Genomic DNA, 20622 nt, shown 5'->3' on the forward strand with positions numbered 1-20622 from the left:
GTTCTCCGAAGGGTTGGCCTGGGGTAAGGTCCCCACCGGTTCCGGCTACCGACTGAAGGTGCGCCGGTACGGGGAGTGTCGGAGGGGCGGCATGGCGGTGGAATCCCAGACGGGCGAGGGCGGGTCCGTGGACGCGGACGGCCGGCGGTTGGAGGCGTTGGATCCCCAACCGCTGCTGACCCGGGACTACGAGATGCGCCCCTCCCTCGTGTACGAGCGGCTGCGGCAGCGGCACGGCGCGGTCGCGCCGGTCGATCTGCTGGGCGTCCCCGCCTGGCTGGTCCTCGGCTACAAGGAGTCCCTGGAGGTCCTCCAGGACGACGACGGCTGGCCCAAGGGACTGGAGAACTGGCGGGCCCGCTCGGAGGGCCGGGTGCCCTCCGACTGGCCGCTCGGCCCCTCCCTGGAGGTCAACCACGTACTGATCCAGGGCGGCGCCGGGTACAAGCCGCTGCGGACCGCGTGGGACACCGCGCTCCGGCCGTTCCAGGACCCGCGTCACACCCAGGCCAAGCGGCTCAAGGCGGCTGTCACCGCCTGCGCCGACGATCTGATCACCCTGGTGGGCCAGGCCGGTGGCACGGGCCTCGCGGACCTGTCCGCCCAGTTCTCCCGGCCGTTGCCGCTGATGGCGGCCAGTCACCTCCTCGGCTTCCCCGGTTCCCAGGGCGACGACGCGCTCATGGACATGTGGCGGGTGCTGGACGCCGGCCCGGACGCCGAGCCCGCCCTGGAACGCCTGCTGGCGGCCCTCGCCGACCTGGCGGCGCAGAAGCTCAGGACCCCCGGGGACGACTTCCCCTCCTACCTCCTCGCCGCGCACCCCGGCCTCACGCTCGACGAACTGGCCCGCGAGCTGTTCATGCTGCTGGGCATGACCTCCGACCACGTCGGCATCCTCATCTCCAACACCGTCGTCGAGGTGCTCTCCGGCGAGGGCAGCATCCGCGCCAGCCTGTCGGCCGGCATGGTCCGGGAGACCATGAACCGCGTGGTCATGCGCAAGCCGCCGCTGGTGAACTTCGTCCCGCGCTTCGCCGCCAAGGACACCCCTCTCGGCAACTACACCATCCGCGCGGGCGACCCGGTGTGGGTCTCCTCCGCCGCCGCGCACGCCGACCCGGTCTTCGCCGGCCACGCGGCGACGAACACGGTCAGCACCCGCGCGCACCTCTCCTGGGGCGCCGGCCGCCGCCAGTGCCCCGCCCGCGAGCTGGCGTCCACCATCGCGGCGGTCGGCGTAGGCCGCCTGTTCGAGCGGTTCACCGATCTGGAGCTGGCGCTGCCCGTCGACCAGCTCCCGTGGCGTTCCTCGCCGTTCATGCGCGGCCTGCGCTCACTGCCCGTCCGCTACACCCTCGCCCCGACCCCCGAGCCGTCCACGGCCGAACCCGCGGAGACGGACCTCGCGGGGGAGACGGAGCCGGGGGCGGCCGGACCGGTGGCACGGGACCGTTCCGCCCGGCAGCGTTCGTCGCTGTGGCGCTATCTGACGGGCCTGATCCGCACCGGCCGCTGACCGAGGGCTCAGGGGTCCTTTCACTATGCCCGCCCGGGTCGCGCGGCCTGGCACCGCACCTCGCCGCGTTGCCGAAAAGTCCAGGTAGCTCCGCTACCAGGACTCTCCGGCGCCTTGCGATGCACGGCACCAGACCACGCGACCTGCTCGGACGCTCATGGTGAAAGGACCCCTCAGCCCTCGCCCATGAGCAGCCGCCGCGGATTGGCGATACGGAAGGCGTACGCCGCCGCTCCCCCCAGGCCGAAGCCGGGATGGAGCGGCGGCTCCGCGTAGGGCCGGTCGGAGCCCTGGACCACCGCGTCCACCCCGAGGGCCCGCACGACCGCGTCCACGGCGGTGGGACCGTACGACGACGTCTCCACGAACACCCGCGCGTCCGTCCCCGCGAGGCCCGCGTCACCACGGGCGGCGAAGCGCTCCCCGTGCAACGGCGCCAGCCCGGCCAGCAGGGCGAAACAGACCCGCAGCCGGGGATGACGGGGTCTGCCGAAGGCACGGAAGGCGAACCAGGCGGCGTGCATCTGCTGCACGTACGGCACCATCGCCGGCCACCACCCCGGCCCCTCGGCGCCCGCCTCACCCGCCGGGCCGGGATGCACGAACAGCGGGAGTCCGCGGTCCTCCAGCAGATCGAGCAGCGGCGCGCAGCGCGCGTAACCGGCCGCGTCGGCGAGTGCGTCGGCCGGCAGTTGCAGACCGGCGAAGCCGCCCCGGTCGAGGTCCTCCGCCGTGGCGGCCGCGTCGACGTCCCGTACACAGGCGGCGGCCCACGCCCCGAACGGCTCGGGGAGAGCGGCCACGCCCTCGTGGTAGGCGTCGAGCAGGGGACGCGCCTGCTCCCCGGGCAGCCACTCGACGCCGAGCGGGGAGGACAGCGAGACAAGGGCCCGGCCCAGACCGTCCTCGGCGGCGAGCCCCGCACGCCGGGCGACGTCATGGGCGGCGGGCGCCACCTCGTATGGCGGCTCCCCGTCCAGGAACAGGGTCCAGCCGTCCATGAACGGCGGCTCCCGGCGGGACCGCAGGGCCGCCACCAGCGAGGGGGGCCACAGGTGCTGGTGCACATCGACGTTGGTCATGATGACTCCAGGAAAGCACGACCGCCCGGCGGACGGCCGTGACGCAGGAAAGGGAATATAAGCCGCTGGATCCCCATGTTCCGGACGTCCCCGGACCGGCATCGTGTGAACGTAACGTGCCGTTCATGAAAGTCCATTGACTGTCATTCAGTCACGGACAACTGTGCATGAGCATATGCAGTCGGGTGAGGGGCACTCTTGATCAGATTCGACGCGGTGAGCAAGAAGTATCCGAACGGCACGACAGCCGTCGACGGGGTCACGGTGGAGCTCGCCGAGGGCGCCATCACGATCCTCGTCGGACCCTCCGGCTGCGGCAAGACCACCACCCTCAGGATGATCAACCGTATGGTGGAACCCACGGCCGGCACGGTCAGCCTGCGCGGCCGGGACATCCGCGAGGTCGACGCGCCCGAGCTGCGCCGGGGCATCGGCTACGTGATCCAGCACGCGGGACTCTTCCCGCACCGCACGGTCCTCGACAACATCGCGACCGTGCCGCTGCTCCTCGGCTGGGGCAGGAAGAAGGCGCGGGCCCGGGCGGCCGAGCTGCTCGAACTGGTGGGGCTGCCCGCCGAGATGGCGAAGCGCTATCCCAACCAGCTCTCCGGCGGCCAGCAGCAGCGCGTCGGCGTGGCCAGGGCACTGGGCGCCGACCCGCCGGTGCTGCTCATGGACGAGCCGTTCAGCGCGGTCGACCCCGTCGTGCGGGCCGAACTCCAGACCGAGTTCGCCCGGCTGCAGAAGGAGCTCCACAAGACGATCGTGTTCGTCACCCATGACATCGACGAGGCGATCAGACTCGGCGACCGCATAGCCGTGTTCCGCGACGGCGGCAGGCTCGCCCAGTTCGACACCCCGGAGCGGCTGCTCGCCGCCCCCGCGGACGACTTCGTCGCCGGTTTCGTCGGCCAGGACCGGGGCATTCGCCGCTTGTCCTTCGTCCAGGCCGGCGGACTGCCGCTGCGCGAGGGCCCGGTGCTGCCGGTCACCTCGCCCGTGACCGCGGCCCGCGCCCTGGACGAGCCCTGGGTGCTCGTCGTCGACGACGCGCGCAGGCCCCTCGGCTGGACCCCGGTCGCCGACCTGCCGGGAAGCGGCACCCTCGCGGACGCCGCCCTGGTGCCGCTCGGCCACACCTTCAGCCTGGTCGGGGACTCCGCGCGGGCCGCCCTCGACGCGGCGCTGCTGTCGCCCGCGCGGCTCGCGGTGGGCGTGGACGCCGACGGCGCGGTCGTCGGCGTGGCCGACGCCCGCGAGCTGACCGCCGGGGCGACCCCCGCGAGGCGTACGGACGCGACCGGCAGCAAGGACGCGGCCGGCAGCACGGACGCGGCCGGGAGCCCGGTGGCCGCCGACAGCGCGGGCGGTGACCGATGAGCGACGGGGAACCGCTGGTCCGGTGGCAGTGGATAGCCGACCACACCGCCGAACTGGCCGACTACACCGCCCTCCATCTGAGACTCGGTCTGCTGCCGGTGCTGTTCGGGCTGCTCGTCTCGGTGCCGCTGGGCATCCTCTGCCACCGCAGGCGCCGGCTCTACCCACCGGTCCTGACCGTGGCGAACATCCTCTACTCGATCCCGTCGCTGGCCCTGTTCATGGTCTTCGTCCGCTACACGGGGCTGACCGAACAGACGGTGATGATCCCGCTGACGCTGTACACGCTGTCGGTGCTCGTGCCCAACGTCGTCGACGGTCTCGCCTCGGTCCCCGAACCGGTGCGGCTCGCCGCGACCGCCATGGGCTTCGGCACCGTCCGCCGTGTCCTCCAGGTCGAACTGCCCATCGCCGTGCCCGTCGTCATCGCCGGCGTGCGCGTCGCCGCGGTCTCCTCCATCAGCCTCGTCGCCGTCGGCCAGCTCATCGGCCAGGGCGGCCTCGGCTACTACATCACCCGCGGTCTCCAGCTCGACTTCCCGACGCCGATCGTCACCGCCATCGTGCTGATCATGCTGCTCGCGCTCGCCACCGACGCGCTGCTGGTCCTCGCGCAGCGACTGCTCACCCCCTGGTCCCGGAGCAGGGTGACGACGGCATGAACGACTTCCTCAACCAGATCCGGCTCGTGGCGGACTGGCTGACCTCGCCGGCGCAGTGGCACGGCGACGAGGGCATCCCCGCACGACTCCTGGAACACCTCACCTACAGCGGTCTGTCGCTGCTGTGCGCCGCCCTGATCGGGCTGTCGGCCGGGCTGCTCGTCGGACACACCGGGCGCGGGGCGTTCGCCGTGGCGAGCGTCGCGAACCTCGCCCGCGCGATCCCCACCTTCGGCCTCGTCGTCCTCGTCGTGACGCTCGCCGGGCTCAGCACCGCGCCGGTGCTCGTCGCCCTGGTCGCGCTCGCGGTGCCGCCGATCCTCATCAACACCTTCGAGGGCGTCCGGGGCGTGGATCCGGCCACCCGGGACGCCGCGCGCGGCGTCGGCATGACCGGGTGGGAGGTCCTGGTGAGGGTGGAGGTGCCGATGGCGCTGCCGCTGATCCTGCTGGGCCTGCGGGTGGCCGCGATCCAGGTCGTGGCCACCGCGACCGTCGCCGCCTATCCGGGGCTCGGCGGCCTCGGCCGCTTCATCGTCGACGGGCTCGCCCGCAACGACTACGAGCTGGTCATCGGGGGCTCCGCGGTCGTGGTCGCCCTGGCGCTCGTCGTGCAGGCCGCGTTCACCGCGCTGGGGCGGGCAGTCGTCTCACCGGGGTTGAGGATCTCGGCGCCGAAATCCTGACCTCCGTCGGTCTCCCGGACTCCGGCGCTCTCTCGAACTCCTCCGTTGTTCCGCGCCCTTCGGGCCATGAGAAAGGAAGCATCCATGCGAGGCATGTACCGAGGCGTCGCCTTCGGCCTGATCACCGCCCTGTCCCTCACCGCCTGCGGCGGCGGGGGCGGCGGCGACGACAATCCGCTGACGGGCGACAGCGGTGGCGGCGGCTCCTCCCTGGTCGTCGGCTCGGCCAACTTCCCCGAGAACCAGTTGCTCGCCGAGATCTACGCGCAGGCCCTGGAGGGCAAGGACCTCAAGGTGACCCGCAAGTTCGACATCGGGGCCCGCGAGGTCTACTACGACCAGATCGTCAAGGGCGGTATCGACGTCTTCCCGGAGTACAACGGCGCCCTGCTGTCGGTGGCCGTCGACAAGAACAGCACCGCGACCGACACCGAGGAGATCAACGCCGAACTGAAGGCCAAACTCCCGAAGTCGGTGGAGATACTCGACTCGGCCGCGGCCGAGGACAAGGACTCGGTCACGGTGACCGCGAGCACGGCGAAGAAGTACGACCTGAAGACCCTCGCCGACCTCAAGCCCGTGGCGGGCGACCTGACCCTCGGGGCCGGTTCGGAGTTCAAGACCCGCACCCAGGGCGGGGTCGGTCTGAAGAAGGTCTACGGCGTGGAGTTCGGCAAGTTCCAGCCGCTCGACGCGGGCGCCCAGACCACCCTCGTGAAGCTGCTCAAGGACGACAAGGTGCAGGCCGCCAACCTGTACACCACCGACCCCGCCATCGTCGAGGACAAGCTGGTCGTCCTGGAGGACCCGAAGAACCTCTTCTCCTCGCAGAACGTGACACCCCTCGTCCACAAGAAGGCCGTCGACGCCAAGGCCAGGGAGGCGCTCAACGCGGTCTCCGCGAAGCTCACCACCGAGGACCTGCTGGAGATGATGAAGAAGCTCACCAACGACAAGGAGGACGCGAGCGTCGTCGCCGAGGAGTGGCTGAAGCAGTCCGGGCTCACCGGCTGACCGCCCGGCACCCCCGCACCCTCCGGCCGGGGCGCGGGGGTGCCGGACCGTCACTCCGGGCTGCGCAGCGCGGACCAGGTGTTGCGGTTGACGACACCGTTCGCCCTCAGTCCCACGGCGTTCTGGAACTCCTCGACGGCGGCCTCCGTCCCGCTGTCGAACTCGCCGTCCACGCTGACGCCGTACCCGCGCCTGCTCAGGATGCACTCCACCTGGAGCACCCGCTTGCCGCTGTTGCCGAGTCGGGTGCGGCCGTTGCCCGAGTAGTACGTGCAGTCCGTGAGCCAGGCGGGATCACCGGAGTCGGCCGGCGGGTCGCTCGGGGTCGGTTCGGGGTCGTCCGGGGCGTCGGAGCCGTCGTCGACCGGGGTGCCCCCATCGGTGCCGTCGGTCCGGTCGTCCTCGGCGGGCGCGGAGGCGTCGGGGCGGGCCGACGTACCGTCGATGGCCGCACTGTCGCCCTTGTCCTCGCCCTTGTCCTTCTCCTTGCCGGACACCTCCGAGAGAGAGGAGCCGTGACCGTCCGGAGCGGGTGCGCCCTTCGACTTCCCGGACGTCGACGGGGAGACCGCGTCGTCGGGGGCGCTCATCCCGGTCGACCAGGTGCCCGCCTCCGGGGTGGCCGCCCCGGAGGAGTCCGAGCGGGTGAGGACGAAGACGCCCGCGGCCACCGCGCAGAGCGCGACGCCCGCGCCGCCGAACGTCAGCGCCCGCTTGCGGCGCGTCCGGGTGGGCGCCGCCGGCTCTAACGCCGCCCGGCCGCCCGCGGGGGCGGGGGCCGCCTCCGGCGAGGGGCCGGCGGAGTCGGCCGCGGCGGGCCCGGTTGTCCCGGCGGCGGGCGCCGGTGCCTGCTCCGCCGCGTCGTCGGCGGCCGGGAAGTCGGGCGCCTGGACGAGGGGCAGCCGGCACAGCGCCTCGTACGCCTGCTGCCGGACGAGCACCATGCCGCCCAGTGGCTCGGGCCAGTCGAAGGTGCCGGACGTGCCGGTGCGGGGCTCCGCGGCCCGGACCAGGTCCTGCGGTGTGGGCCGGCGTCCCGGCTCCTTGGCGAGGCAGGACCACAGCAGCGTGGCGAGGTCCTCGTCGGACTCGGCGAGCTCCCGGATCACCTTCGCGTTGGGCTCCTCGAAGGCGACCCGGTGCATCACGTCGACCCCGGTGCCGTCACCGAACGGGGCGGCGCCCGTCGCCGCATAGACCAGGGTGCAGGCCAGCGAGAACACGTCCGAGGGTGCTTCGCACTCACCGGTGCGCAGGTACTCGGGTGACATGTAGGCCGGCGTTCCCACCCGGTTGCCCGTCCCGGTGATCGCGCTCGCGTCGGCGGCCTTCGCGATGCCGAAGTCGATGACGTGGGCGCGCCGGGCGGAGACCAGGACGTTGGAGGGCTTGAGGTCCCGGTGCACGATCCCCGCGTCCGAGAGGTCGGCGAGCGCCTGCCCCAGCTCCGCCAGGAGCCGCCAGACGGCCGCGGTCCGCAGGGGGCCCTCCTCGTTCACGGCGTCCGCGAGATCGACGCCGGGCAGGTACTCGGTGGCCATCCACAGCAGTTCGTCCTCGAACCCCGTGCCGCACAGTTTCGGCATGTGCGCGGTGCGGACCCGGCCGTGCACGGCCGCCTCGCGCTCGAAGCGGCGCCGGAAGCGGATGTCCTCCGCGTACTCGGGCCTGATCACCTTGACGGCGACGAGCTCGGGCCCGCCGTCCGCCGGGCGCCCCAGATAGACGCGCCCCATACCCCCGCTGCCGAGCAGCCCCAGCGACACATAGGGGCCGATACGGCCCGGGTCGCCGGGGCGCAGGGGAAGGGCGCCCGTCTTCCGCAGCGCCGGAGCCTCGTCTGTCGTCGAGCGCGGTGGCACCGGCCGCTGGTCTGACACAACACCCCCGAAGTCACTTTCCGCGTACGTCAGTTCGCTTTCGGAAGTCGAGGCTAGCTCAGCCGGGCGTCATGTACGCGGTTTCTGCCACTTCCGTATCACTGTCGTGCCCGAACCGACAGGTCCGATCCGAAGTACGGTGCCCGTCAGGCCGGTGAACGGCTCGGCCCGCACCCGCGGCGGGCCGCGCACGGAGGGGGCGCGCCCCCGACACCCCGGTCAGCGGCGGGAAACGCCTCCACGCCGGGGTGGGACTCGGACCCGCTGCGGGCGCCCGCGATAATCGCCGGGCCCCGCTCGACGGAAACACCGGAGGTCCTCTTGTCCCCGCTCCACGACTTCACCACGTGGGAACCGCTGCTGAGGGTGCTGCGGGACGGCAACGAGCGGGCGGCGGCCGGCCACCAGGTGGCAGGGCGGATCAGCCGGGGCGCCTGGAGCGTGCCCGTGCGGCGGCGTTCCCCGAAGCCGGGGCGGGCGTCCCAGATCGAGGACATGCAGGACGAGTTCGACGCGGTGCGGCGGGTCCAGGACGCGCTCACGGGCACCGGCATCGACGGCGTCTCGTTCACCGCGGCGATCGCGCCCACCGGCACGGCCGTGCTCCGGCTGCTCGGACCGAGCCCCGCCGTGGAGTCCGGCGTCGGCAGCCCGCACCCGGGCTCGCTGCTCCTGGTCGAGGGAGCCCTCCCGGAGCCCTGGCGCCGTCTGCCCGACCCGGCCCCCGGCGCGGCCCCGGCCCCGACCGCGGACCTGGAGCTGCTGGAACGGGAACTGCGCGAGCGGATGCCCCGAGCCGTCGGTGCCACGGACGAGGAGATCGCCGCCGCCGAGAAGCGCCTCGGCGTCGCCCTGCCCGACGAACTCAAGGTCATCTACCGGGTGACGCGGGCCCGCCCGCAGGACCACGGGGACGACCACGCGGCGGCGGAGCGCGAGTACGACGCCGTCGGCTGCGAGTTGTTCTCCCTGGACGACCTGTATGTGGCCGACGTGGCCTCCCGGCCCTCCCTGTGGGAGTTCGCCGCGAAGGAGGCGGTCGTCACCCCGCCCGACGCCGCGGTGCAGCAACTCGTCGGCTCGCCCGGCTGGATCGCCTTCGGCGACAACGGCGGCGGCGACCGCCTCGCGGTCGACCTGACCCCCGGGCCGGGCGGACACGTCGGGCAGATCATCATCCTGAGCCACGAGGAGGACATCGGCGCGGGCCTGGTCGCCGACTCCCTCACCGAGCTGGTGCTGCGCGGGCCCCGGCAGGACCGCCGCCGTCGCGCCGACGACGGGCCGCCCGCGGTGGCCCACGTCAACTGGCGCGGTGTGCCGGGTGTCGAGGCCGCCGCCCACCCCGGTCTGGAGGTCCTCAGCATCGGTGTCTGGCACGACGAGCCGCTCAGTCTCGCCCCCGTCGTCGGACTGCCCCGCCTGCGCACCCTCGCCGCCTACCCCGGCACCCTCGCCGACCCGCTGGAGATCAGCCGGCTCACCGGGCTGGAGTACCTCCAGCTCTGCCCCGAGGACTGGCGCGTCCTGCTCGACGCCGAAGCCGTCCCGCGCACCCTGCTCGCCGCCTCCGTAGAGCCCCGCCACGACGCCGACCCGCTGCCCGTCGTCGACCTCGCCAACGAGATCCTCGCCCTCTGGAACCGCCCGCCGATCATCCGGACCCGCGTGGAGGGAGACCTCGGGCCGATCGGCCGGGACGCGGTCTGAACGTCCGTGTCGCGGGCCCGTCCCTCCAGGGGCGTCCCGGTGTCACCGTGCTCGGCTAGAGTCTCGGCTCATCCTCGGGCGGACGTGCTGCCCGTGGCCGCGCGCTGGGGGTTGACGGCACCATGGAGCCCGACAGAACGGAACTGCCCGGTTACGAGGTCCAGGAGGTCCTGGGCCGGGGCGGGTTCGCCACCGTGTACCGGGCCCGGCAGCTGGCCGTCGGCCGGGAGGTCGCGCTGAAGGTGGACAGCCAGGTGCTGTCCTCGGCGCGTGACCGGCAGCGTTTCCTGCGGGAGGTCACGGCGGCCGGGCAGCTCTCCGGGCACCCGCACGTGGTGCCCGTGTACGACGCCGGGGTCCTCGCCGACAACCGCCCCTACATGGTGCTGGAGTTGTGCCCCGGCGGCTCCCTGGGGGACCGGCTGCACCGGCGGGGACCCCTGCCCCTCAAGGAGGCGCGCGACATCGGCGTGGGCCTCGCGGACGCGGTCGCCGCCGCCCACGCCGCGGGCGTCCTGCACCGCGACATCAAACCCGGCAACGTCATGGTCAACCGCTACGGCGGCGTGGCCCTCACCGACTTCGGACTCGCGGCCATGCCCCGGCCCGGCCGCGAACTGTCCGTGACCCGCGAGGCGTTGACCCCCGCGTACGCGCCGCCCGAGGCCTTCCACATGGCCGAACCCGCCCCCGCCGGCGACGTCTACTCCCTGGCCGCCACTGTCTACGCGCTGCTGCGGGGCCGCCCGCCCCACCACCCGGACGACGGGACCCAGCTCAGCCTCGCCGAGCTGATCGTGCGCCACACCTGGCCGTACCCCGACCTGCCCGGCGTGCCCACCGGCCTCAACTCGGCCCTCCGGTACGCCCTCGCCCCCGACCCGCGTCACCGGCTCTCCGACGCGGGCGCGTTCCGCGACGCCCTCGCCGCGGTCGACCTCGACACCGTCGACCTGGGCGGCACCGGGGACAGGGACGGCAGGGGTGGGAGTGGCCGGGGTGGCGGCGGCTTCGGGCCCGCGCCCACCATGGCCACCGTCCCGGCGTACCGGGACGCGGTGCCCGCGTCGCCGACGACCGCGGCGCCGCCCGGCGGCGCCGGTGGACACCGCGACACGACGACGGGGTGGGGGCCGGTCGTCGACGGCACGGTGGGGCGCGGGGCCGTGGGTGACACCACGATGGGCCGCGGCCCCGCCGGCGACACGACCGCCGGTGCCCCGCCCGGGAGCGCGGGCGACCCGACCGAGGGAGCCGGGGCGGCGGGACGCCGGGGCGGCGGCGACGGGCGCGGGAGAGCGCGGCGGCCCCTGCTGATCGCCGTGGTCGCGGCCGTGGCCGTCTCCGTGAGCGTGTCGGTCACCGTGGTGGTCAACCAGGGGAGCGGTGAGGGTGACCGTGGGGACCGGGGCCATACCGGGGCCCCCTCGGCGCCCGCCACCGGCGCGGACAAGGCCGCCTCCGGTTTCGGCGGGGTCGCGACCACGACCCGGAACTGTCCCGCGTCGGAGGTCGACGGGTTGGGCGGCCGGTGCGTCGTCAGCCCCGAGTGCTGGAGCGGCATCACCGACGTCTCCGGGCTCATCACCGTCAGCCGCGCCGACTGCCGGACCCGGCACGTGTGGGAGACGTTCGCGATCGCCCCGCTCCCCGAGGACGGTCAGACGAACAACGCGCGCGACCTCATCCGGCACCCCGACGTCAAGGCGCTCTGCTCCCAGAAGGTCATGGCCGCGTCCATGCTCCCGGACGGCCGGGACGTCGCGGACGAATGGAACGTCGACATCCTCCCGCCGACGGCCCCGGAGTGGGACAAGGGGCTGCGCGTCTTCCGCTGTGTGGCCGCGGCCGTCTCGGAGGACGGGCAGAAGACGGGGAGCCAGTTCGCCCTGCCGGAGTGACCGCCCGCGCCCGGCGGACGAGACCAGCCACGCGCACCGCATACGAAACCGGCCACCCGTCCGACGTTCGATGGCACTGTGGGACAGGGATGGGCCGCATCCTTCACCGAGGATTCGATCCCTTCCTCCACATCGGTCCGAAAAATACTGGCACTCAGTGACACGACTCTCATGGCACGTGGGCTACATTGCCGCGACCATGGTGTTCCTCATCGCAGGCCGAAGGGATCAGGGATGCTCCGCAAGGTACTGGTCGCCAACCGTGGCGAGATCGCGATCCGCGCGTTCCGCGCCGGGTACGAAGTGGGCGCGCGGACGGTCGCCGTCTTCCCCCACGAGGACCGCAACTCGCTGCACCGGCTCAAGGCCGACGAGGCCTATGAGATCGGTGAGCCGGGCCATCCCGTACGGGCTTATCTCTCCGTCGACGAGATCATGCGCGCGGCCCGTCAGGCCGGCGCCGACGCCGTCTACCCGGGGTACGGCTTCCTGTCCGAGAACCCCGAACTCGCGCGGGCGTGCGAGGAGGCGGGCATCACGTTCGTCGGACCGAGCGCCCACATCCTGGAACTGACGGGCAACAAGGCCCGCGCCGTCGCCGCCGCCCGCGCGGCCGGCGTACCGGTGCTCGGGTCCTCCGAGCCCTCCACCGACGTGGACGAACTGGTGCGCGCCGCCGACGGGATCGGCTTCCCGGTCTTCGTGAAGGCGGTCGCCGGCGGCGGTGGGCGCGGAATGCGCCGCGTCGAGGAACCCGCGGCGCTGCGCGAGGCCATCGAGGCGGCGTCCCGCGAGGCCGCGTCCGCGTTCGGCGACCCCACCGTCTTCCTGGAGAAGGCCGTCGTCGAGCCCCGCCACATCGAGGTGCAGATCCTCGCCGACGGCCACGGCAACGTCATCCACCTGTTCGAGCGTGACTGTTCGGTGCAGCGCCGCCACCAGAAGGTCATCGAGCTGGCGCCCGCCCCGAACCTCGACCCGGAGCTGCGGGACCGGATCTGCGCCGACGCCGTCCGGTTCGCCCGGGAGATCGGCTACCGCAACGCGGGCACCGTCGAGTTCCTCCTCGACCGCGACGGCAACCACGTCTTCATCGAGATGAACCCCCGTATCCAGGTCGAGCACACGGTGACCGAGGAGGTCACCGACGTCGACCTCGTGCAGTCGCAGCTGCGCATCGCCGCCGGGGCGACCCTCGCGGACCTCGGCCTCTCCCAGGAGACGGTCACCCTGCGCGGCGCCGCCCTCCAGTGCCGTATCACCACCGAGGACCCGGCGAACGGCTTCCGCCCCGACACGGGCCGGATCAGCGCCTACCGCTCGCCCGGCGGCTCCGGCATCCGCCTCGACGGCGGTACGACCCACGCCGGTACCGAGATCAGCGCGCACTTCGACTCGATGCTGGTCAAGCTCAGCTGCCGGGGCCGGGACTTCACCACCGCCGTCAACCGGGCCCGGCGTGCCGTCGCCGAGTTCCGCATCCGCGGCGTCGCCACGAACATCCCGTTCCTCCAGGCCGTCCTCGACGACCCGGACTTCCAGGCGGGCCGCGTCACCACGTCGTTCATCGAGCAGCGCCCGCATCTGCTCACCTCCCGTCACTCCGCCGACCGGGGCACGAAGCTCCTCACCTACCTGGCCGACGTGACGGTCAACAAGCCGCACGGCGAGCGGCCCGTGCTCATCGACCCGGCGGGCAAGATCCCCGCCGTGTCCGCCGCGCGGCCGCCCGCCGGGTCGAAGCAGAAGCTCGTCGAGCTGGGCCCGGAGGGCTTCGCGAGCTGGCTGCGCCGGTCGCCGACCATCGGCGTCACCGACACCACGTTCCGCGACGCCCACCAGTCGCTGCTCGCGACCCGCGTCCGCACCAAGGACATGCTCGCCGTCGCCCCCACCGTGGCGCGGACCCTGCCGCAGCTGCTCTCCCTGGAGTGCTGGGGCGGCGCCACCTACGACGTCGCCCTCAGGTTCCTCGCCGAGGACCCCTGGGAGCGGCTGGCCGCCTTCCGCGAGGCCGTACCGAACATCTGTCTCCAGATGCTGCTGCGGGGCCGCAACACCGTCGGCTACACCCCGTACCCGACGGAGGTGACCGACGCCTTCGTGGAGGAGGCCGCGCGCACCGGCATCGACATCTTCCGCATCTTCGACGCGCTCAACGACGTGAGCCAGATGCGGCCCGCCATCGACGCCGTACGGGCCACCGGGACGGCCGTCGCCGAGGTCGCCCTCTGCTACACCTCCGACCTGTCCGACCCGGCGGAGAAGCTCTACACCCTCGACTACTACCTGCGGCTCGCCGAGCAGATCGTCGAGGCCGGCGCCCATGTCCTCGCCGTCAAGGACATGGCGGGCCTGCTGCGCGCCCCGGCCGCCACCAAGCTGGTGTCCGCGCTGCGCCGCGAGTTCGACCTGCCGGTCCACATCCACACCCACGACACCGCGGGCGGGCAGCTCGCCACCTACCTCGCCGCGATCCAGGCGGGCGCCGACGCCGTCGACGGAGCCGTGGCGTCGATGGCCGGCACGACCTCGCAGCCCTCCCTGTCGGCGATCGTCGCCGCCACCGACCACTCCGACCGGCCCACCGGCCTCGACCTCAGGGCCGTCGGTGACCTGGAGCCCTACTGGGAGAGCGTCCGCAAGATCTACGCCCCGTTCGAGGCGGGCCTCGCCTCACCGACCGGCCGTGTCTACGACCACGAGATCCCCGGCGGTCAGCTCTCCAACCTGCGCACCCAGGCCGTGGCCCTCGGCCTCGGCGACCGCTTCGAGGACATCGAGGCGATGTACACCGCCGCCGACCGCATCCTCGGCCACCTCGTGAAGGTCACCCCCTCGTCGAAGGTGGTCGGCGACCTCGCCCTGCACCTGGTCGGCGCCGGGGTGGCCCCGGCCGACTTCGAGGCCACCCCCGACCGGTTCGACATCCCCGACTCCGTCGTCGGCTTCCTCCGCGGTGAACTCGGCACCCCGCCCGGCGGCTGGCCCGAGCCGTTCCGCACCAAGGCCCTCCAGGGCCGCGGCGAGGCCAAGCCCGTGCGGGAGCTGACCGCCGAGGACCGCGAGGGACTGGAGAAGGACCGGCGCGCCACCCTCAACCGGCTGCTGTTCCCCGCCCCGACCCGCGAGTTCGAGACCCACCGGCAGACGTACGGCGACACCAGCGTCCTCGACAGCAAGGACTTCTTCTACGGGCTCGGCCCCGGCAAGGAGTACGCCGTCGACCTGGAACCCGGGGTGCGGCTCCTGATCGGTCTGGAGGCCGTGGGCGAGGCCGACGAGCGCGGTATGCGCACCGTGATGGCCACCCTCAACGGCCAGCTGCGGCCCATTCAGGTCCGTGACGCCGCCGCCTCCTCCGACATCCCCGCCACCGAGAAGGCCGACCGCTCCGACCCCGGCCATGTCGCCGCCCCGTTCGCCGGAGTGGTGACCCTCGCGGTCGCCGAGGGCGACGAGGTCGAGTCCGGCGCCACCGTCGCCACCATCGAGGCCATGAAGATGGAGGCCGCGATCACCGCCCCGAAGGCCGGGCGGGTCTCCCGGCTCGCCATCAACCGGATCCAGCAGGTGGAGGGCGGAGACCTCCTCGTCGAGATCCGCTGAGGCGGGAACGGCGACGCCCGCGTCCGTCCGTTCGCCGCCCCTGCGGCCGCCGTCACCCTGGGCCCGTGGCACGTCCTCGTGGTGCGACGGTGGCCATGAGGGAGGCGGTGAACGGGTGGCGCGGCGTCGTCAGGATCCGGTGGGTGGGACCCTGTTCGACGATCTGCCCGTCGTCCAGGACGGCGACGTGGTGGGCGACGGCCGCCGTGTCCAGGTCGTGGGTGATCAGGACCAGGGAGAGTCCGTCGTCGCCGTCGAGCAGTCCGGTGAGGACGTCCAGGATGCCCCGCCGGGTGACGGTGTCGAGCCCGGAGGTGATCTCGTCGCAGAGGAGGACGCGCGGGCGGGCCAGGAGGGCACGGGCCAGGGCTGCGCGCTGGAGCTCACCGCCGGACAGCCGGTCCGGGCGGCGGCGCACCAGCTCCGCCGGCAGGCCGAGGCGGGCCAGCGTGGTGAGCGCCTCGGCCTCCGCCGCGCCGGGTGCGGCGCCGCGCAGCCGGACCGCCGTCCGCGCGACCTGGGACAGCACCGGGCGGTGCTCGTCGAAGGCGGCGCGGGCGTCCTGGAACACGTACTGCACGGCCGCCAGGTGCTCCCGGCGCCGGTCCCGGAGGCTGCGCGGCAGAGGAGCGCCGTCGAGGAGGACCTCGCCGTCGTGGTCGCGGTGCAGCCCCGCCAGACAGCGGGCCAAGGTGGTCTTGCCGCTGCCCGAGCGGCCCACCACGGCCAGGCACTGCCCGGAGTACAGGGCGAGTTCGGGTGCCCGAACGGCCACGGTCGGACCCCGCCGGGAGCCGTCCCGGTGGCGGGCGGTGAGGTTCCGCACGCGCAGCACGGGCTCCGCCGCGTCCTCGGGACGGTCCGGCTCCACCCCATCCTTGGGACGGCCCTGCTCCTCCGCATCATTGGGACGGCCCTGCTCCTCCGCATCCTCGGGACGGCCCTGCTCCGCCGTGTCCGACAACAACGGCCTGGACCGGAGGAGTTCGCGGGTCCACTCGTGCCGGGGCGCGAGCCACACCCGCCGTGCGGGGCCCGACTCCACGATCCGGCCGTCCCGCATGACGTGGATCTCGTCGGCGAGCGCGTGGACGACGTCCAGGTCGTGGCTGAGCAGCACGACCGCGAAGCCGCGGGCCGCGACCGCCGCCAGCTGGTCGACCACACGGCTCTTGGTCAGCGCGTCCTGACCGGTCGTGGGCTCGTCGGCCACGACGACCCGGGCCCCGAGCAGCAGGGCCTGCGCGAGGACGACCCGCTGTTGCTGACCACCGGACAGCTGATGCGGATACCGCCGCAACAGAGCCTCCCCGTCGGGTAGTTGCGCGTCGGCGAGGGCCCGCAGGACCCGCTCGCGGGCTGCCGCCCGGCGCTCCGGCCGGGGCAGGTCCCGCACCTGGGCGCGGGCGATGTCGGTCAGCAGCGCCGAGACCCGGCGGGCGGGGTTGAGGACGGCCGCCGGGTGCTGCGGTACGTATCCGACCGGCCCGCCGGCCGCCACCTGGACGCGACCCGTGACCCGCGCACCCGCCGGGAACTCGCCCAGCAGGGCCAGCCCGGTAGTGGTCTTGCCACTGCCCGAGGCACCCACCAGCGCGGTCACCCGGCCGGGCAGCGCCCGCAGACCCACCCCGTCGACGATGACCCGTCCGCCGACCTCGACCCGCAGGTCCTCGATCTCGGCCAGGGGCTCCCCGGCGGACCGGCCGTCCTCGTCGTCGTACCGCTTCACGGCCGTCGTTCCTTCCGTCCCCGGCGCGCACCGGGCGTCCTCGGTGCGGGTTTCTCCAGTGCGGCGTCGAACAGCAGGTTGGTGCCGGTGGTGAGCGCGACGATCAGCAGCGCGGGCACGACCACCGCCCACGGCTGCACGAACAGTCCCGTGCGGTTCCGGTCGACCATCACCGCCCAGTCCGCGGCGTCGGGCTCCACCCCCACCCCGAGGAACGCGGCCGTGGCGACCAGGTACAGCACCCCGGTGAGGCGGGTGCCGGCGTCGGCGCCCAGGGTGCGCAGGATGCCGCGGCCGACACAGCCGAACGCGGTGCGCCACCAGCTCTCGCCCTGGAGCCGCAGCGCCTCCACGACCGGCCGGGCGGCGGCCTCGGTGGCGGCGGCGCGCACCAGCCGTGCCGCGTCCGGCACATTGACCAGTGCCACCAGCAGGGCGAGCCCGACGGCCCCCGGAGTGAACACCGATGCGACCAGCAGGATCAGCAGCAGCGACGGCACGGCGATCAGGACGTCCAGGGGCCGCATCAGCAGCTCCTCCAGCCAGCGCCGATGCGTCAGGGCGGCGGCGAGACCGACCGGCAGCGCGACGAGATAGGCGAGCACACCGGCGCCGAGCGCGGTCAGCACGACGGGCCGCCCGCCGTGCAGCACCTGCCGCCACACGTCCCGGCCCACGAAGTCCGTCCCCAGCCAGTGCCCCCCGCCGAGCGTGAACGACACCGTGCGCGGGCCAGGCTCACCCGCGAACACCGGGCCCAGCAGGGCGAGGAGGAGGGGTACGGCGATGATCGCGACGCCGAGCGCGAAGCGGCCCGTACACCGCCCGGCCGCGGCGGTGCCGGTGCCGCTGGTGGTGGGGGAGGCGGTGGTCACGCGGCCACCCCCGCGCGCGGGGCCAGCCGGTGCGCGACCACGTCGGCGCCCAGGTTGAGGACGACCGTCAGCACGCCGAACACCACGGCGAGGCCCTGCACCACGGGCACATCGCGTTCGGCGACGGCGTTGAGGAGGACGGTGCCGAGTCCGGGGATCACGAAGAGGGCCTCCACGACGATGACACCGCACAGCAACCAGTCGACGGTGCGGGCGAGTTGCTGGGCGGCGGGGGCGAGCGCGTTCGGCAGGGCGTGGGCGTAGCGGACCCGGGCGCCCGGCACGCCGTACCGGCGGGCGTGGGCCGCGTACGGGGAGCCGAGGGCGTCGACCATGCCGGCGCGCACCAGACGGACCAGTGAGCACACCGGCCGGGAGAGCAGCACGAGCACGGGCAGCACGAGCGCGGCCGGATGGGCGAGGAGATCGGTGCCGTAGCCGACGGCGGTCGGCGGCAGCCAGCCCAGCCGCAGCGCGAACACCGTCACCAGCAGCACCCCGAGGGCAAACTCGGGCACCGCGTACACGGCGAGCGTCAGCCCGCTGACGAGACGGTCGACGAGCCCGCCCTCGTGCCGCGCGGCCAGCACGCCGAGGCCGAAGCCGAGCGGCACGAGCAGCGCCACGGTGAGCGCCGCCAGCAGCAGCGTGGGGCCGAAGCCGTCGGCGATGTACCGGCTCACCGGGCGGCCGGACGCCAGGGAGGTCCCGAAGTCGCCGTGCGCCAGTCCGGCCGCCCAGTCCCCGAGCCGTTCCAGCACCGGCCGGTCGAGGCGCAGGGCCTCCCGGATGGCGGCGACGCGTTCCGGGTCCGGCTGGTCCCCGGCCAGGGCGATGGCCGCGTCGCCCGGCAGCGCCTCGGTGAGCGCGAAGACCAGCAGCACCACGGCCACGGTCTGCGCGGCGCCGAGGAGCAGCCGCCGGGCGACGAAGGAGCGCAGCGCGCTTCCGCTCACGCGAGCCACACCTTGTCGAAGCGCGCCCAGTCCAGTGTGTTGGCGGGGGCCCCGGTCTCCACTCCCCTCACGTTCTTGGCGGTGCCGAGGATCCAGTCGGCGAACCCCCAGATGAGGAAGCCGCCCTCCGCGTACAGGCGGCGCTGCATCCGCTGGTAGACGGCGGCCCGCTCCGTCCGGTCACGGGTGGACTGGGCCTGCCGGTACAGCGCGTCGAAGTCCTTGTGCCGCCACTGGGTGGCGTTGGTGGTGGAGCCGGTCAGCAGCCGCTGGGAGATGTGCGCCTCGATGGGCATGGCGCCGGAGCGGTAGCAGGAGAGGGTGCCGGAGTCGAGGATGTCGCTCCAGTACGAGTCCTTGCTGCCCATCCTCACCTCGACGGTGACACCGGCCTTCGCGGCCTGGTCGCGGAAGATGCCGGCCGCCTCGGTGAACCCGGCGGCGACGGCCGAGGTGTCCAGCCGGACCGTCAGCTTCTCGGCGCCGGCCTGCTTCAGCAGGGACTTGGCGCGGTCCAGGTCCTGTTCGCGCTGCGGCAGGTCGGCCGCGTAGTACTCGTAGCCCTTGCCGAACAGGTCGTTGCCGACGACGCCGGCTCCCGACAGCGCGCCGTCGACGAGTTCCTTCCGGTCGGCGATCAGGAAGAACGCCTCACGGACCCGCTTGTCGTCGAAGGGCGCCCGGTCGGTCTTCATGCAGAACCCCTGCATGGCGCTGTTGCGGAGCCGGACGATCTCGATCTGCCCCTTGTCCTCGTGGGCACGCGCGGTGGTGGGGTTCAGCTCGTGGGCGTACTCGACCTGGCCGCCGAGGAGCGCGTTGACCCGGGCGGACTCCTCGTTCGCGACGACGAACTCCAGCTCGTCGAGGTGCGGGGCGCCCTCCCAGTACGCGTCGTGTCGGCGCAGGACGGCCGAGCGGCCGGGGGTGAAGGACACGAAACGGAAGGGGCCGGAGCCGATGGGCTTGCTGTCGAAGTCGCCGGCCTTCCGGCCCGCGTTCTCGGGCACGATGTACGCGCCGAACGCGGCCAGCACATTGGGGAACTCGGCGGTCGGCCGCTTCAGCACGAACTCGATGCCCCGCTCGCCGGTGGCCCGGCTCGCGTCGAGGTCGATGGGCTCCAGGGACGCCTTGGCGCGGTAAGCCTTCTTGGGGTCGGCGATACGGCGGTAGCTGTAGAGCACGTCCTGCGCGGTCACCGGTCTGCCGTCGTGGAAGGTGGCCTCGCGCAGGGTGACCTGCCAGCGGTCCATCGTCGTGTTGGCCTCCCACTTGGTGGCGAGGCGCGGCTGCGCGGACAGGTCGGCGCCGTAGTCGGCGAGCTTGTCGAACAGCGCCTTGGCGCGGGCGACGTCCGCGAACAGGTTCGCCAGGTGCGGGTCCAGGGTCTCGCTGGCGCCGCCGCCCGCGAACGCGGCACGCAGCCGCCCGCCGCGCTTCGGCGTACCGTCGTCGCCGCCGCCCGTCTCGGCGTCGGTACCGCCCCCGCCGCACGCCGTCAGGGCGAGCGCGCCGAGTGTGGCGGCACCGGTGGCGGCGAGGAAGCCGCGGCGGCGCAGGCCGGGGAAACGTTCGTCGTGCATGGAGGTTCCTCGGGGTGTGGTGGTGGGTGG

The 20622-nt window shown here is 73.3% G+C and carries 13 protein-coding genes and 1 pseudogene; 8 read left to right on the top strand and 6 right to left on the bottom strand.

From position 1 onward, the window contains the following. Positions 1-91 precede the first annotated feature (91 nt). Positions 92-1519 (top strand): cytochrome P450, encoded by a 1428-nt coding sequence (locus tag SMA5143A_RS24665; protein WP_181361999.1) that lies wholly within the window; start codon positions 92-94, stop codon positions 1517-1519. A 173-nt stretch (positions 1520-1692) separates the two neighbouring features. Here the strand turns inward: SMA5143A_RS24665 and SMA5143A_RS24670 are convergent, their stop codons facing one another. Next, the gene (locus SMA5143A_RS24670; protein WP_107465026.1) at positions 1693-2601 is read right to left on the bottom strand and encodes an amidohydrolase family protein; all 909 of its coding nucleotides are present in this window, start codon (positions 2599-2601) and stop codon (positions 1693-1695) included. 198 nt (positions 2602-2799) lie between these two features. Between SMA5143A_RS24670 and SMA5143A_RS24675 the strand changes: the two genes are divergently transcribed. The 4 genes from SMA5143A_RS24675 to SMA5143A_RS24690 all read left to right on the top strand — a co-directional run bounded on the left by SMA5143A_RS24675 (position 2800) and on the right by SMA5143A_RS24690 (position 6343). Beyond that, positions 2800-3981 (top strand): ABC transporter ATP-binding protein, encoded by a 1182-nt coding sequence (locus SMA5143A_RS24675; protein ID WP_107465027.1) that lies wholly within the window; start codon positions 2800-2802, stop codon positions 3979-3981. After that, entirely contained in the window at positions 3978-4643 is a 666-nt protein-coding gene (locus SMA5143A_RS24680) for an ABC transporter permease (RefSeq protein WP_107465028.1), read from the top strand. The genes SMA5143A_RS24675 and SMA5143A_RS24680 overlap by 4 nt, the downstream gene beginning before the upstream one ends. Then, positions 4640-5329 carry an ABC transporter permease gene (locus SMA5143A_RS24685; RefSeq protein WP_107465029.1) on the top strand — a complete coding sequence of 230 codons (690 nt, stop codon included), beginning with the start codon at positions 4640-4642 and terminating at the stop codon, positions 5327-5329. The genes SMA5143A_RS24680 and SMA5143A_RS24685 overlap by 4 nt, the downstream gene beginning before the upstream one ends. A 93-nt stretch (positions 5330-5422) precedes the next feature. Then, positions 5423-6343: an ABC transporter substrate-binding protein gene (locus SMA5143A_RS24690; RefSeq protein ID WP_107465030.1), complete on the top strand. Its 921-nt coding sequence runs from the start codon at positions 5423-5425 to the stop codon at positions 6341-6343. Between the two features lie 50 nt (positions 6344-6393). Here SMA5143A_RS24690 and SMA5143A_RS24695 read toward each other — a convergent pair whose 3' ends face one another. Beyond that, the gene (locus SMA5143A_RS24695; RefSeq protein WP_308812047.1) at positions 6394-8205 is read right to left on the bottom strand and encodes a protein kinase domain-containing protein; all 1812 of its coding nucleotides are present in this window, start codon (positions 8203-8205) and stop codon (positions 6394-6396) included. A 339-nt stretch (positions 8206-8544) separates the two neighbouring features. On the opposite strand from SMA5143A_RS24695, the gene SMA5143A_RS24700 reads away from it, so the two are divergent. The 3 genes from SMA5143A_RS24700 (at position 8545) to SMA5143A_RS24710 (ending at position 15443) form a co-directional block, all read left to right on the top strand. Next, positions 8545-9933, top strand: a complete 1389-nt coding sequence (locus SMA5143A_RS24700; RefSeq protein ID WP_107465032.1) for an SMI1/KNR4 family protein — start codon at positions 8545-8547, stop codon at positions 9931-9933. Between the two features lie 122 nt (positions 9934-10055). After that, entirely contained in the window at positions 10056-11834 is a 1779-nt protein-coding gene (locus tag SMA5143A_RS24705) for a serine/threonine-protein kinase (RefSeq protein ID WP_107465033.1), read from the top strand. Between the two features lie 234 nt (positions 11835-12068). After that, positions 12069-15443, top strand: coding sequence for a pyruvate carboxylase (locus SMA5143A_RS24710; RefSeq protein WP_107465034.1), 3375 nt, complete (start codon positions 12069-12071; stop codon positions 15441-15443). A gap of 52 nt (positions 15444-15495) precedes the next feature. Here the strand turns inward: SMA5143A_RS24710 and SMA5143A_RS24715 are convergent, their stop codons facing one another. From SMA5143A_RS24715 to SMA5143A_RS24730, 4 genes and pseudogenes are all read right to left on the bottom strand, one after another. After that, positions 15496-17355 (bottom strand): ABC transporter ATP-binding protein, encoded by a 1860-nt coding sequence (locus SMA5143A_RS24715; protein ID WP_375136540.1) that lies wholly within the window; start codon positions 17353-17355, stop codon positions 15496-15498. Further along, positions 17301-17702, bottom strand: a pseudogene (locus SMA5143A_RS44795) (ABC transporter permease subunit); the annotation flags it as partial. The pseudogene SMA5143A_RS44795 and the gene SMA5143A_RS24715, both read right to left, overlap by 55 nt. Before the next feature lie 344 nt (positions 17703-18046). Next, positions 18047-19006, bottom strand: a complete 960-nt coding sequence (locus tag SMA5143A_RS24725) for an ABC transporter permease (RefSeq protein WP_181362000.1) — start codon at positions 19004-19006, stop codon at positions 18047-18049. Next, positions 19003-20592 carry an ABC transporter substrate-binding protein gene (locus SMA5143A_RS24730; RefSeq protein ID WP_107465037.1) on the bottom strand — a complete coding sequence of 530 codons (1590 nt, stop codon included), beginning with the start codon at positions 20590-20592 and terminating at the stop codon, positions 19003-19005. The genes SMA5143A_RS24725 and SMA5143A_RS24730 overlap by 4 nt, the downstream gene beginning before the upstream one ends. Positions 20593-20622: the final 30 nt, after the last annotated feature.

This window comes from Streptomyces sp. MA5143a (genome assembly GCF_900290235.1).
In the GTDB taxonomy this organism is placed as follows: Bacteria; Actinomycetota; Actinomycetes; order Streptomycetales; family Streptomycetaceae; genus Streptomyces.